The organism is Allobranchiibius huperziae, assembly GCF_013410455.1.
Classification (GTDB): Bacteria; Actinomycetota; Actinomycetes; order Actinomycetales; family Dermatophilaceae; genus Allobranchiibius; species Allobranchiibius huperziae.
Window position 1 is genome coordinate 3,187,029 of sequence record NZ_JACCFW010000001.1, and the last position, 12,399, is coordinate 3,199,427.

13 protein-coding genes are annotated in these 12,399 nt (G+C 70.4%); 3 read left to right on the forward strand and 10 right to left on the reverse strand.

The annotated features are described in order from the left end of the window. Positions 1–13: 13 nt before the first annotated feature. A complete protein-coding gene (locus tag HNR15_RS15125) occupies positions 14–724 on the reverse strand; it encodes an SDR family NAD(P)-dependent oxidoreductase (RefSeq protein WP_179483144.1) in 711 nt (236 codons plus the stop codon). Then, the gene (locus HNR15_RS15130; protein WP_179483145.1) at positions 721–1,440 is read right to left on the reverse strand and encodes a hypothetical protein; all 720 of its coding nucleotides are present in this window, start codon (positions 1,438–1,440) and stop codon (positions 721–723) included. Before HNR15_RS15130 ends, HNR15_RS15125 begins: the two co-directional genes overlap by 4 nt. 54 nt (positions 1,441–1,494) lie before the next feature. On the opposite strand from HNR15_RS15130, the gene HNR15_RS15135 reads away from it, so the two are divergent. Beyond that, positions 1,495–1,953 carry a MarR family transcriptional regulator gene (locus HNR15_RS15135; RefSeq protein ID WP_179483146.1) on the forward strand — a complete coding sequence of 153 codons (459 nt, stop codon included), beginning with the start codon at positions 1,495–1,497 and terminating at the stop codon, positions 1,951–1,953. Between the two features lie 4 nt (positions 1,954–1,957). Here HNR15_RS15135 and HNR15_RS15140 read toward each other — a convergent pair whose 3' ends face one another. After that, on the reverse strand, positions 1,958–2,551 hold the full coding sequence (locus HNR15_RS15140) for a TetR/AcrR family transcriptional regulator (RefSeq protein WP_179483147.1): 594 nt from the start codon (positions 2,549–2,551) through the stop codon (positions 1,958–1,960). Between the two features lie 91 nt (positions 2,552–2,642). On the opposite strand from HNR15_RS15140, the gene HNR15_RS15145 reads away from it, so the two are divergent. Then, positions 2,643–3,917 (forward strand): MFS transporter, encoded by a 1,275-nt coding sequence (locus HNR15_RS15145; protein WP_179483148.1) that lies wholly within the window; start codon positions 2,643–2,645, stop codon positions 3,915–3,917. Positions 3,918–3,941: 24 nt separating this feature from the next. Here the strand turns inward: HNR15_RS15145 and HNR15_RS15150 are convergent, their stop codons facing one another. Then, entirely contained in the window at positions 3,942–4,796 is an 855-nt protein-coding gene (locus HNR15_RS15150) for an alpha/beta hydrolase (protein WP_179483149.1), read from the reverse strand. 53 nt (positions 4,797–4,849) lie between these two features. Here HNR15_RS15150 and HNR15_RS15155 point away from each other — a divergent pair, with 53 nt between their 5' ends. Continuing rightward, complete coding sequence (locus HNR15_RS15155) at positions 4,850–5,893, forward strand: S66 family peptidase (protein ID WP_179483150.1); 1,044 nt, start codon at positions 4,850–4,852, stop codon at positions 5,891–5,893. Positions 5,894–5,950: 57 nt separating this feature from the next. Here the strand turns inward: HNR15_RS15155 and HNR15_RS15160 are convergent, their stop codons facing one another. The 6 genes from HNR15_RS15160 to HNR15_RS15185 form a co-directional block, all read right to left on the reverse strand. Next, positions 5,951–6,385: a heat shock protein transcriptional repressor HspR gene (locus tag HNR15_RS15160; RefSeq protein WP_179483151.1), complete on the reverse strand. Its 435-nt coding sequence runs from the start codon at positions 6,383–6,385 to the stop codon at positions 5,951–5,953. Positions 6,386–6,390: 5 nt separating this feature from the next. Then, positions 6,391–7,380, reverse strand: coding sequence for a DnaJ C-terminal domain-containing protein (locus tag HNR15_RS15165; RefSeq protein ID WP_179483152.1), 990 nt, complete (start codon positions 7,378–7,380; stop codon positions 6,391–6,393). Positions 7,381–7,497: 117 nt separating this feature from the next. Next, positions 7,498–8,235, reverse strand: a complete 738-nt coding sequence (locus tag HNR15_RS18900) for a nucleotide exchange factor GrpE (protein ID WP_179483153.1) — start codon at positions 8,233–8,235, stop codon at positions 7,498–7,500. Beyond that, on the reverse strand, positions 8,232–10,121 hold the full coding sequence (gene dnaK, locus HNR15_RS15175) for a molecular chaperone DnaK (protein WP_179483154.1): 1,890 nt from the start codon (positions 10,119–10,121) through the stop codon (positions 8,232–8,234). Before dnaK ends, HNR15_RS18900 begins: the two co-directional genes overlap by 4 nt. Before the next feature lie 312 nt (positions 10,122–10,433). After that, positions 10,434–11,669 (reverse strand): cysteine desulfurase-like protein, encoded by a 1,236-nt coding sequence (locus HNR15_RS15180; RefSeq protein WP_179483155.1) that lies wholly within the window; start codon positions 11,667–11,669, stop codon positions 10,434–10,436. A 47-nt stretch (positions 11,670–11,716) separates the two neighbouring features. Beyond that, positions 11,717–12,190, reverse strand: a complete 474-nt coding sequence (locus HNR15_RS15185) for an iron chaperone (protein WP_179483156.1) — start codon at positions 12,188–12,190, stop codon at positions 11,717–11,719. Between the last annotated feature and the right edge of the window lie 209 nt (positions 12,191–12,399).

Below are 12,399 nucleotides of genomic sequence, written 5' to 3' on the forward strand. Positions count from 1 at the left end.
GTGGCCTGCGCGACTAGGCCGTCTTGCCCCCGTCGACCGAGAGCGTGGTGCCCATGACGTACCCGGCCTGCGGGGAGGCCAGCCAGGTCACCGCGTTCGCGACCTCCTGGGCGGAACCCATCCGTCGCAACGGGGTGTACCCGCCGACCCGTTCGCGGACCTCGGGGCCCAGCGCCATGATCGGCCCGGATTCGATGGGACCGGGTGCCACCGCGTTGACGCGGATGCCCTGCTCGCCGTAGTCGATGGCAGCGGTGCGGGTGAGTCCGACGACGCCGTGCTTCGCCGCGGCGTACGCCGACATCCCCGGCGTCCCCGACAGACCGGCACTGGAGGCGACGTTCACGATCGCGGCCCCGGCACTCATGTGGCCCAGTTCGAACTTCATCGCCGCAGCCACCGCACGCAGCGTCGTGGCGATCACGCGGTCGAACTGCTCGAGGTCGAGCTCGGTCAGTGGAGTCGGTCGGTGGCTCAGGCCCACGTTGTTCACCGCCACCCGCAGGCCGCCCTCGGCCTCGGCCGCCTGCGCGATGGCGGCTTCCAACGCCGCGTCGTCGGTCGCGTCCAGGGCCACGGCGGTGATGCGGGCCGATGTCGAGGAGGCCAGTCGTTCCAAGGCTGCGGCGTCACGACCCAGCACCCAGACGGCGTGGCTCCGGGCCAGGGACAGAGTGACGGCATTGCCGATCAGGCCGTTGGCGCCGACGACGACGGCACTCATGCGGGCACCTCGCTCCAGGGCGACCGCCGCGACGCGGGGAGCAGGAATCCTGCCGCCACGAGCCAGAGCAGTCCGCCGAAGCGGCCGATCGGGAAGAGGAACTGCAACGGCTGCGCCACCATCGCCACGAAGCTGAGCTCGCAGCACGCGGCGAGCACCAGGCCGACCCACGTCAACCACCTGGGAAGCAGTCGCAGCAGATGCCCGGGCACGGCGAGACCAGCGACGAGCAGTCCCATGCCGAGGACGAAACCCACGCTGCCGGTGATGAAGGACAAGAAGCTGAGGGCGTGCAGCAGGGTGGGGTCCGTGGCGAGTTCGTGTCGGCTCGAGACCCACCCGATCAGGCCGGAGAGCATCAGCATGGTCGAGGCGAGGAAGCCTCCGAAGACGCCGATGACCGGCCCGGGCACCCGGACCCCGAGCTTCTGCTGACGCACGTAGATCGTCGCGCTCAGGATGCCGAGGGGTACGGCCGAACCGACCTGGATCCACGCCATCACCCGGGTCGCGGACCGGTACTGCCCGATCCTGTGGGCGAGGTGCTGCGATGAGGTGAACGGCGACTCCAGCGCGTGGCCCTTGGACATCGCCGCACCGACGACCAGTCCCAGCAGCGTGAGAAGCAGCGCGACGAGGGCCACGATCCCCGGATGCGGACCGCCCAGACGACGGCCGCTCGACGGCGCTGCCCGGCGTACGAGATTTTCAGTCATATTTAGAATCATTCACTTGCAGAATGATTCTGTCAACGTCGATATACTTCCGACGTGCCCGGCCCTTCGCGAACCGCCTTCCGACTCTCCCAACTGGGGAACTTCGCTGCCGCCCGGTTCGCCGAGCTCACCCGTTCCCTCGGGCTCACGCCGAGCGATGCGGGCGTACTGCGGCTCCTCGGGCGCGAGCCGGGCATCAGCCAACGCGGCCTGGCGGACCGGCTCGGTGCGGTTCCGAGCCGAGTGGTGGTGCTCATCGACTCGATGGAACGGCGCGGCCTGGTGACGCGCACCCGGAGCAGCACCGACCGGCGCACCCAGGAACTGACGCTCACCGAGCAGGGCCAGCACGCGCTGCTGCAGTTACGCGGACTCGCCCAGGAGCACGACGCAGCCGTCCTCGCGCCGCTCACGCAGGAGGAGAGGGAGCAACTGGTCGCGCTGCTCGCCAAACTCTCCGAAGGTCACCGCCTCGACCCGGACGTGCATCCCGGCTACCGCGACAGCGCCTGAGGACTCACCGACCCGCGGTCCGCGCGACCTCGCGCTCGGCGAGGGCGAGTACGTCGGCCGCAAGGCGATCCGCGTCGCTCTGATCGGTCGGGTGGCCCATCAGCACCCGGCCGTAGAGCGGCATCACCAGGTGGTCGATGATCTGCTCCACGCTCGGCGCGCGTTCGCCGCGAGCCACAGTGCGCTCGATGAGTTCCGTTGCCATCACGCGGCGTTGAGCCAGGCACGGGCAGTCCGGCGCGAGTCCGTCCCGGGCGGCCACCATGGCCCTCAGATAGCGGGTGCGCTTCGGGGTGCCGATGTCCTCCAGGACGATGCGGGCCCAGGCCTGCAGGTCGCCCGCCAGCGAGCCGGTGTCCGGCGCGCGGTCGCCGTCCTTGGTGAGGGCCGCGACGGCGACCTCCTCCAACAGCTCGTCGATGTCCCCCCACCGACGGTAGATGCTCGTGGGGTTGACCCCGGCTCGCTCGGCGACCACCGGGATGGTCAGCCGGTCAGGTTTGCCCTCGCCCATCAGCTGGCCGACGGCGGTGTAGATGGCATCGAGCACGCGGGCACTGCGGCCACCGGTGCGACGAAGTGGTGCAGTGGACGTCATACGGGCATTATTGCAAAGATCTTTCCGTTAAGCCTCCGAGCCTGCTACGGTTGCTAAAGCCAATCCCGTTGCGTTAACACTCGAGGTCACCGTGTTCACACCCCTGCACCGTCCCGCGGCGTTCGTCGTGGCAGGCGCGGCCGCCACCGCGATCTTCGCCGGTTCCGGAGCTCCGTCGCCCATCTACCCGCTCTACCAGCAGCTCTGGCACTTCTCCCCGTCGACGCTGACCCTCATCTTCGCGGTCTACGTCTTCGCGCTGCTGCTCGCCCTCCTCACCGTGGGCTCGTTGTCGGACCACATCGGGAGGCGCCCGGTGGCCGTCAGCGGTCTCCTGCTGCTGGCCGTCAGCATGGCGCTCTTCATCGACGCCCACGGCACCGGCGGGCTGATGGCCGCCCGCATCGTCCAGGGGCTCGCGACCGGCGCGACGATGGGAGCGATCAGCGCACTCATCGTCGACCGACAGGCCACTCCCCGCACGGGCTCGGTCGTGACGTCGTCGGCGCCAGTGGCCGGCATCGCCCTCGGGTCGGCGTTCGCCGGCGCGCTCGTGCAGTGGGCCCCCGCGCCCCGGCTCCTCGTCTACTGGGTGCTGCTGATCGCCTACCTCGTCCTGGCGCTGCTGCTCGTGCGCATCCCGGATGCGCCACGCGCGGCGGACGCCGGGCGGCCGTCCGTCTGGCGCACCCTGCGCCCGAGCGTCGGAGTGCCCGCCGCGCTACGCGCGACCTTCCTCGCCGCGGTGCCGATGCTCTGCGCCACCTGGGCGCTCGGGGGTCTCTACCTGTCGCTCGGCTCATCGGTCGTGGCGCGCATCCTCGGCGTCCAGAACCACTTCGTCGCCGGCCTCGTCGTCGCCACCAACTTCGCCGCCGGCGCGGTGGGCGCCGCGTTGGTCTCCAAGTTGCCGCAGCACCGACGCGAGGTGCTCGGGTTCCTCACGCTCGGCGGTGGACTCGCGTTGACCATCGCCGCCGTACTGGTCGAGTCGCTGCCGCTCTACGTGGTCGGCGCGGCGATCGGCGGCCTCGGCTTCGGCAGCTCGTTCCTGCTGATCCTGTCCGGCTTCGCCGCCCGCACGGAGCCGGAGCATCGCAGCCAGGTCTTCTCGGCGACGTACATCGTGAGCTACGTGGCGTTCAGCATCCCGGCCGTCGTGGCGGGTTTCGCGAGCCAGTCCTTCGGACTGCGTCCGACGGTGCTCGTCTATGCCGCCGTCGTGCTGGCACTCGTGCTGCTGGCGGCGGGGCTTGCGCGGCGGACCCACCTCGCGGGAGTGGGCGCCGAGCGCACCGTCACAGTCGACGCCGGGCCGGTCCCGGTCGCCGCCTGCTCCTGCGACGTCGCGCCGTCGACCGATTGACGGGACTCGTCGACCGCCGGCAGATCAGTGCTGCGCCAGGAAGGTGAGCGCGGCGGGCAGGTGGGCCGCCCAGAACGACCCGTCATGGCTTCCCGGCGCGAATCCGCCCGCAGGAGAGGGCTTCAGACGGCTTCTCAGGGTGTGCGTGGCGGACGCGAACGGGTCGGAGTCGCCACAGTCGATGCGCAGCGGCACCCGCTCCAAGGCGGGGATGAGACCGAAGATCGTGTTGCGGTCGAAGTCCGCGGCGTCGTCGAACGCCCCGGCCGGGGTCTGACCCGCGGACAGCCACAACGCCGGTGACGCCGACGCGACGGCACGCACCATGGTCGGGTAGCGGGTGGCGAGCAGCATCGCGCCGTACCCGCCCATCGACAGCCCGTAGAGCCCGACCCTGCCTGTCGACATCCCGCGCTGCGCGAGATGCGGCAGCAACTCCTGCATGACCATCGCGCCGGCGTCGGTGCCGTCCGCGCGTCGGTGGAAGTAGCCGTCGGCACCGCAGTCGACCGTGACCAGAGCCAGCGGCCGGCGGGCCGAGGCGGACGCGGTGTCGACGGCGGCCTGCGCGTGCAGGCCGACGATCGAGGTGTGGTCGCCGCCGCGCCCGTGCAGACCGATGACCACGCCGGCCGCAGCGATCGAGGTCAACTTCGAGGGCAGCACGATCTGGTAGGTCGGTGTCGACTTCAGGTACGTCGAGGCGAAGCGGCCCTGCAGGGCGAACGTCGTCCGGCTGGTGCCACTGCTGCTCAGCACCCGCGCGGTGGGCGTCGATCCGGTTGCGCCGGAGGAGCATCCGGCGAGCGCCGCGACGGCTGCGCCGCCCAGCAGACCACGTCGGGTGAGGCGGGACGAGACGTGTGCAGGCGCCGGCATGTCCGCATTGTGCGTCATGAGAATCCGGTGGACGCGGCTTATAGCGTTCCGGCATGGACATCACCTCGCCGCGCAAGGCCGGCCCGGGGGAGAAGATCGCGGTGCTGTCGCCGTCGTTCGCCGCCCCGGCCGTCGCTCCCGCGGTGCACGAGCAGGCTCTGCAGCGTTTGCAGTCGGTCACCGGCCTGGTGCCCGTCGAGTTTCCGACGACCCGCCGCCTCGGCGCACCGGCCCGCGAGCGGGCCGATGATCTGAACGCCGCGTTCGCCGACCCGCAGATCCGCGCCGTGATCGCCACCATCGGCGGCGACGACCAGATCACGGTCATCCCGCATCTCGACGCCGGGCTCGTCACGCGCGACCCCAAGCCGTTCCTCGGATACAGCGACAACACGAATCTGCTGAACTGGCTCTGGACCCACGGCGTCGCCGGTTACTACGGCGGCTCCACGCAGATCCACCTCGGACCGGGGCCCGGGGTCGACCCCATCCACGAGGCGTCCCTGCGGGCGGCGCTGCTGACCGGGGACCGGCTGGAGCTCATCGATCCCGGAGAGTCCGAGGACTTCGGGTACGACTGGAGCGACCCTCGCGCCCTCACGCAGTACGGCGATCGCGAACCGACCGAGCCGTGGGCCTGGTCCGGGCCCGCACGCTCGGTGACCGGCCGCACCTGGGGCGGGTGCATCGAGGTCGTGCAGTGGTTGCTGACAGCCGGCCGATTCCCGACGGACGCCTCCGTCCTCGACGGCGCGGTCCTGCTGCTCGAGTCGTCGGAAGAGCTCATCCCGGCGCGCGAGTTCGGTTACATCGCCCGGTCGCTCGGCGAGCGAGGGATCCTCGCGGCGGTCGACGCGGTCGTCGTCGCCCGGCCGCCCACGTCGGACTTCACCACACGGCCGTCGGCCGACGAGCGGCGCGCGAAACGCGACGAGCAACGCGACACGATCATCGGCGTCGTGCGCGACTACAACCCGGATGCGATCGTCGTGGTCGGGCCGCCCTTCGGGCACACCCGGCCGCAGTGGATCCTCCCGTACGGCGGCCACGTCACGGTCGGCGGCGCCACCCGGCGAGTGTTCGCGGACTACAGCTGAGTCCGGCGCCCGGCGGCTGCGCGATCGACGGCGCGCAGCCCGCCGACGCCAGGAGTGTCAGGTGCGCTGGCCCCAGACGACCAGGGACGTGCCCGACCGCGGGCGGTCGGCGCGCTGCCCCGGACGCAGGGCGACGATCTGACCGTCCGGCCCCACGGCGAACGTGCGGGCCTGCGCCACGACCCGCGCGTCGTCCAAACGCTCGGTGAGCTGATCTACCTGCCGCTGAAGGGTCTCGACCTGTTCCTCCAGCTCCAGGATCCGGGCGATGCCGGCGAGGCTGATGCCCTCCTCCTGCGAGAGCCGCTGCACCTCCCGCAGGAGCGCCACGTCCCTGCTGGAGTAGCGCCGGCCACCGCCACCGGTGCGTGACGGGGTCACCAGACCGAGCCGGTCGTACTGGCGCAGCGTCTGCGCGTGCATGCCCGCCAGCTCGGCGGCGACCGAGATGACGTAGACCGGGGTGTCCTCACCCGGACGGTTGGATGCCATGACGGTTAAGCGCGGGCCTTCGCGAACAGCTCCGCGCGCGGGTCGCCGTCGGCGTCCGTGGCGAGCGTCTCGATGGCGGCCCGGGTCTCGTCGGTGAGCGTGGTCGGTACGACGACCGAGACCGTGGCGATCAGGTCCCCGGTCGTGGACGAGGTCTTCACGCCGCGGCCCTTGACCCGCAGCTTGCGGCCGGACGGCGTCCCCGCGGCGACCTTGACCTTCACCGGTGCCCCTTCGAGCGTCGGCACGGAGACCGTGGCGCCCAGCGCCGCCTCCGCGAACGTGACCGGCAGGTCCACGGTCAGGTTGTTGCCGTCCCGGCCGAAGACCGGGTGCGGCTCGACGGTGACCCGCAGCAGCAGGTCCCCGGCGCCCGCCTCGCCGGGCTGGCCCTTGCCGCGCAGCCGGATCGTCTGGCCGTCCTTCACCCCGGCGGGGATGCGCGTCTTGATGGTCGCGCCGTCCGCCGCCTGGAGCGAGACGGTCTGGCCCTCGGCCGCGGACCGGAAGCTGAGCGTCGTACGCGCCTCGAGGTCGGCTCCGCGGCTGGGTGCACCGAAGCCGCCGTACCCGCCACCGCCGAACGGCGATCCACCCCCACCGAACCGGCCCAGGATGTCGTCGAGGTTGATCTGCTGGCCCCCGGCGCCACCACCCGAGGTGCGGGCACCGCCGAACTGGGAGAAGAGGTCCTCGAAGCCGCCCGCTCCGCCGCCGGGCATCCCGCCCGGGCCGCCGGCCGTGAAGCGCGCGCCGCCACCGACCATCTGACGCAGCTGGTCGTACTCCTTGCGCCGATCGGGGTCGGACAGCACCGAGTTGGCCTCGCCGATGTCCTTGAACTTCTGCTCGGCCGCGGTGTCACCGGGGTTCTGGTCCGGGTGCCACGTGCGCGCCAGCTTGCGGTAGGCCTTCTTGATCTCCGCGTCCGACGCGTCCTGCGAGACGCCGAGAATCGCGTAGAAGTCCTTTTCCAGCCAGTCCTGACTCGCCATCCTCAGCGCTCTCCTTCCGTTGTCTGCTTCACCGAGCGGAGGGGTCCGGTCCCGAGTGGAGGGGTCGTGACCCCTCCGCCCGAGTGTGAACCCCTCCGCTCGACGGGGTGGGTGTTACTACTTCGGGTCGGCGACGGCGACCCGGGCCGGCCGGACGACGCGGTCGCCGATCCGGTAACCGGGCTGCATCACCTGGACGACGGTGGTGGCCGTGGTGCCGTCCGGAAGGTCGGCCTCCACGTTCATCAACGCCTCGTGCTGTGCGGGATCGAACGCCTCACCGGGCTCGCCGAAGCGCTCCAGGCCGTGTCGGCCCAGGGTCGTCTCCAGCTTGTCGGCGATCTTCTCGAACGGCGTGCCCGCCAGGTCACCGTGCTCACGCGCCAGGTGGAAGTCGTCGAGCACGGGCAGCAGGGACTCCACGATCCGCGCGGTCTGCGCGTCCCGCTGGGTCTCGCGGTCCCGGTCGACCCGGCGCTTGTAGTTGACGTACTCCGCCTGCACCCGTCGGACGTCCTCCAGCCGCTCCCGGGCGAGCACCGTGTCAGGGTGCTCGTCGGTCAGGGACGAGGCGTCGTCCGGCACGACGAATGACGGGTCCGTCGGCACGCCGGCGTCCTGCGGGGACGACGGCTGCTTGCCGCCGGGCAGGTCGTCGCCGACCGCGCCACCGAAGGCGCTGTCGCCGCCGGCAGTCTCTTCCGAGTCGTTACTCACTGAATCTCCCTGCGCTTGCTGACCGCCCCGCACCTCCCCCGTCTTCGGGTCGAAGCGACGCTTGTCGCGGATGACGACCGGCTCGTCCGGTCCGTCCTCCTTGCCGGAGGACGGACCCGGACGGTCCTGGTCGGTCACTTGGTCTCCTCGTCGTCGACGACCTCGGCGTCCACGACGTCGTCGTCGGCGCTGCTCGCACCGTCGGCGGCACCCGTGGCACCGGCGCCCTCGGCTCCGGTCGCGCCGTCGGCGCCCTCGGCCTGCGACGCGGCGTACATGGCCGCACCCATCTTCTGGGAGACCTCGGAGACCTTGGCGCTCTTGGCCGAGATGTCCTCCGCGGAGGCGTACTCGTCCTTCAGCGCGGCCTTGAGGGCGTCGTTGGCCTCGGTGACCTCGGTCTTGGTCTCGGCCGGGATCTTGTCGTCGTTGTCGGCGAGGAACTTCTCGGTGGAGTAGACCAGCTGCTCCGCGGTGTTGCGGGCCTCGGTCTCCTCACGCCGCTTCTTGTCCTCGGCGGCGTGCTCCTCGGCCTCCTTGACCATCCGCTCGATGTCCTCCTTCGGCAGGGCGGACCCACCGGAGATGGTCATCGACTGCTCCTTGTTGGTGCCGCGGTCCTTGGCGGACACGTGCACGATGCCGTTGGCGTCGATGTCGAAGGTGACCTCGATCTGTGGCACGCCACGCGGGGCGGGAGCGATGCCGGACAGCTCGAAGTTGCCGAGCGGCTTGTTGGCCTTCGCGATCTCGCGCTCGCCCTGGTAGACCTGGATCTCCACCGACGGCTGGTTGTCCTCAGCGGTGCTGAAGACCTCCGAGCGCTTGGTCGGGATCGCGGTGTTGCGCTCGATGAGCTTGGTGAACAGCCCACCCTTGGTCTCGATGCCGAGGGACAGCGGCGTCACGTCGATGAGCAGGACGTCCTTGCGGTCGCCCTTCAGCACACCGGCCTGCAGCGCCGCGCCGACCGCGACGACCTCGTCGGGGTTGACGGTCTTGTTCGGCTCCTTGCCGCCGGTCAGGTCCTTCACGACGCTGGCCACGGCCGGCATACGCGTCGAACCACCCACGAGGACAACGTGGTTGATGTCGGAGATGGAGACCCCGGCGTCCTTGATGACGTTGTTGAACGGCGCCTTGGTGCGCTCCAGCAGGTCCTTGGTCATCTGCTCGAACTGCGCGCGGGTGATGGTCTCGTCCAGGTGGATGGGGCCGTTCTCGCCCATGCTCAGGTACTGCAGCGAGACGTTGGTGCTGGTCGAGGAGGAGAGCTCCTTCTTGGCCTGCTCCGCCGCGTCACGCAGCCGCTGCATGGCGATCTTGTCCTTGGCCAGGTCGACACCGGTGGTGTTCTTCACCGTGGTGAGCAGGTGCTCGACGATGCGCTGGTCCCAGTCGTCGCCACCGAGCTTGTTGTCACCGCTGGTCGCCCGGACCTGGATGGTGGAGAAGCCGTCCTCGGGGTCCTTGCCGACCTCCAGGAGGGACACGTCGAACGTGCCGCCACCGAGGTCGAAGACCAGGATGAGCTCGTCCTCCTTGCCCTTGTCCAGGCCGTAGGCGAGCGCGGCGGCGGTCGGCTCGTTGACGATGCGCAGCACGTTGAGGCCCGCGATCTCACCGGCCTCCTTGGTGGCCTGACGCTCGGCGTCGTCGAAGTACGCCGGCACGGTGATGACCGCGTCGGTGACGTCCTCGCCCAGGTAGGACTCCGCGTCCCGCTTCAGCTTCTGCAGGATGCGCGCGGAGATCTCCTGCGGCGTGTAGGTCTTGCCGTCGATCTCGGTGGACCAGTCGGTCCCCATGTGGCGCTTGACCGACCGGATGGTCCGGTCGACGTTGGTGACGGCCTGGCGCTTGGCGATCTCGCCGACCAGCACGTCGCCGTTCTTGGCGAACGCGACGACGGACGGCGTCGTACGCCCGCCCTCGGCGTTCGCGATGATCTCCGGGTCGTTGCCCTCCAGGACGGCGACCGCGGAGTTGGTGGTGCCCAGGTCGATACCTACCGCACGTGCCATGTTCGGTGCTCCTTGTTGCTCGGTGCGACCGGCTCTTCCCGCGGTCGCGGTTTCGTCTGATGCGCCGGGTGCCCGGCGAGCGCTCAGCCCACCGGCTCCGGTGGGTTGACTGCCTCTGACTCAACTCCGCGGTGGCCCCTCTTGTCAACTCGGGGCTGCGTTAAGTTGCGTCTACTTGACTCAACCCTTCGGAGCGGCGTGATGTTCCCGCTGCAGGGCCCGTTCTGACGGGTGTTCCAGATGTCGGTTTCGGGGGGGGGGGGGTCGGTGGGTCCGCGGACCGTCTGAAACCGACATCTCGCCCGACAGCGATCAGCCGGCGGTCGAGGTCCCCGATGCGAGGTAGCCCGTGATGCCGTCGACGAGCCGGTCGACGTCGTTCTCGTCGTTGTACGGCGCCACCCCGATCCGCAGGCCGCCGGCGGCGCCGAGCCCGAGGTGGTGCGAGGCCTCCCACGCATAGAACGAACCCGCCGGCGCACTCACGCCGAGTCCGGCCAGGTGGGTGCTGATCGACGCGCACTCGTGGCCGTCGAACGTGACGAGGAGCGTCGGTGTACGCCGTGCGGCGCGGGAGTGGATCGCGACGCCGGGCAGCTCGCTCAACGCGCTCTCGAGGATGCCCCGCAGGCGGTCCTCGTGCAGCTCCATCGCGTGGGTGCTGCGCGCCAGCGCCTCGCGTCGGCTGCCCTCACCGGGCACCGCACCGGCGATGAAGTCGACCGCGGCCGTCGTGCCCGCCATCAACTCGTACGGCAGCGTGCCCAGCTCGAACCGCTCGGGCACTCGGTCCGCCGAGGGCAGCAGCTTGTCCGGCAGCAGCCCCGCCAGCAGGTCGGCCCGGCCGGTCAGCGCGCCGCAGTGCGGGCCGAAGAACTTGTACGGCGAGCACGCGAAGAAGTCCGCGCCCAGGGCCTCGACGTCCACGAACGAGTGCGCGGCGTAGTGCACCCCGTCGACGAACAGCAGCGCTCCTGCAGCGTGCACCAGGGCGGCGATCGCGGGGATGTCCGGCATCGTCCCGATCAGGTTCGACGCGGCTGTCACTGCTACCAGCCGGGTACGCGAGGTGAGCAGCGCACCGATGGTGTCGGGTTCGAGCTCCCCTGTGAGAGCGTCGAACCCGGCCCAACGCACCGTCACTCCCGCGGCGCCGGCCGCGAGGACCCACGGGCGGATGTTGGCATCGTGGTCCAAGCGGCTGACGACGATCTCGTCACCGGGCGACCAGGTGGCCGCCAGGGTGCGGGCCATCTCGAACGTCAGGGCGGTCATGCTGCGCCCGAAGATGACGGTGTCGCCCGGCACCCCCATCAGGTCACCCAACGCGGCGCGGCACTCCTGCACCACCCGGTCGGCCCGGCGCTCGGGGCCGGTGTTCGTGCCGCGGTTGGAGATGTCGCTGAGCATGGTCCCGGCGACGGCGCGGCCGACCACGTCCGGTGTCTGCGATCCGCCGGGCCCGTCGAAGTGCGCGGTGCCCTCTCGCAGCGACGGGAAGTGCGCGCGCAGGGCGGAGAGGTCGAGGTCTGTCGTCGTGGTCGTCACATCGCCACGCTAGCGAGCCACCTCCCCGCGCTGCCCGCGCCGGGCGGTCACTGACGCGTCGCGCGTTCGATGAGCTTGGTGAACTGCTTGATGTCGGAGTCGGTCAACCGGGTGACCGCGTACTCCGTGGGCCAGACGTTGCCGTCGTCGAGGGTCGCGACGTCGCTGAACCCGACCGTCGCGTACCGCGCGCCGAACTTCTCGGCCGGCTTGAAGAAGCAGATCACCTTGCCGTCCCGCGCGTACGCCGGCATGCCGTACCAGGTCTTGGAGTCCAGGTCGGGGGCCACGTCGGCGATGATCGCGTGGATTCGTTCGGCGAGCGACCGGTCGTCCGGGCCCATCTCGGCGATCTTGTCCAGGCAGGCCTGTGCCTCCTCCGCCTTCTTCTTGCCACCGCGCCCGCTGGATCGCAGCTCTTCGGCGCGCTCCTTCATGGCCGCGCGCTCGGCGGCGGTGAACCCGGACGCAGCCCCCTCGGTCGAGTCGGTCTTCTTCGTCGCTGCGGTCGTGTCGGCCATGCCGGCTCTCCTCGAATGTCGTTGTGATGGTGACGAACACGCTACTCAGCATCGATGACGCTGCTTCTCGATTCCTGACCGATTCGACATCCCGCCCGACGCGGGTCGACGGTGGCGAGCCCGGCAGCAGCGCGAGCGCCCGGCGCGAGGAAGGAGTCGGCGATCGCGTCGAACGGAGACGATCGTGGGCACCGTTCCTCCCGCGGTTG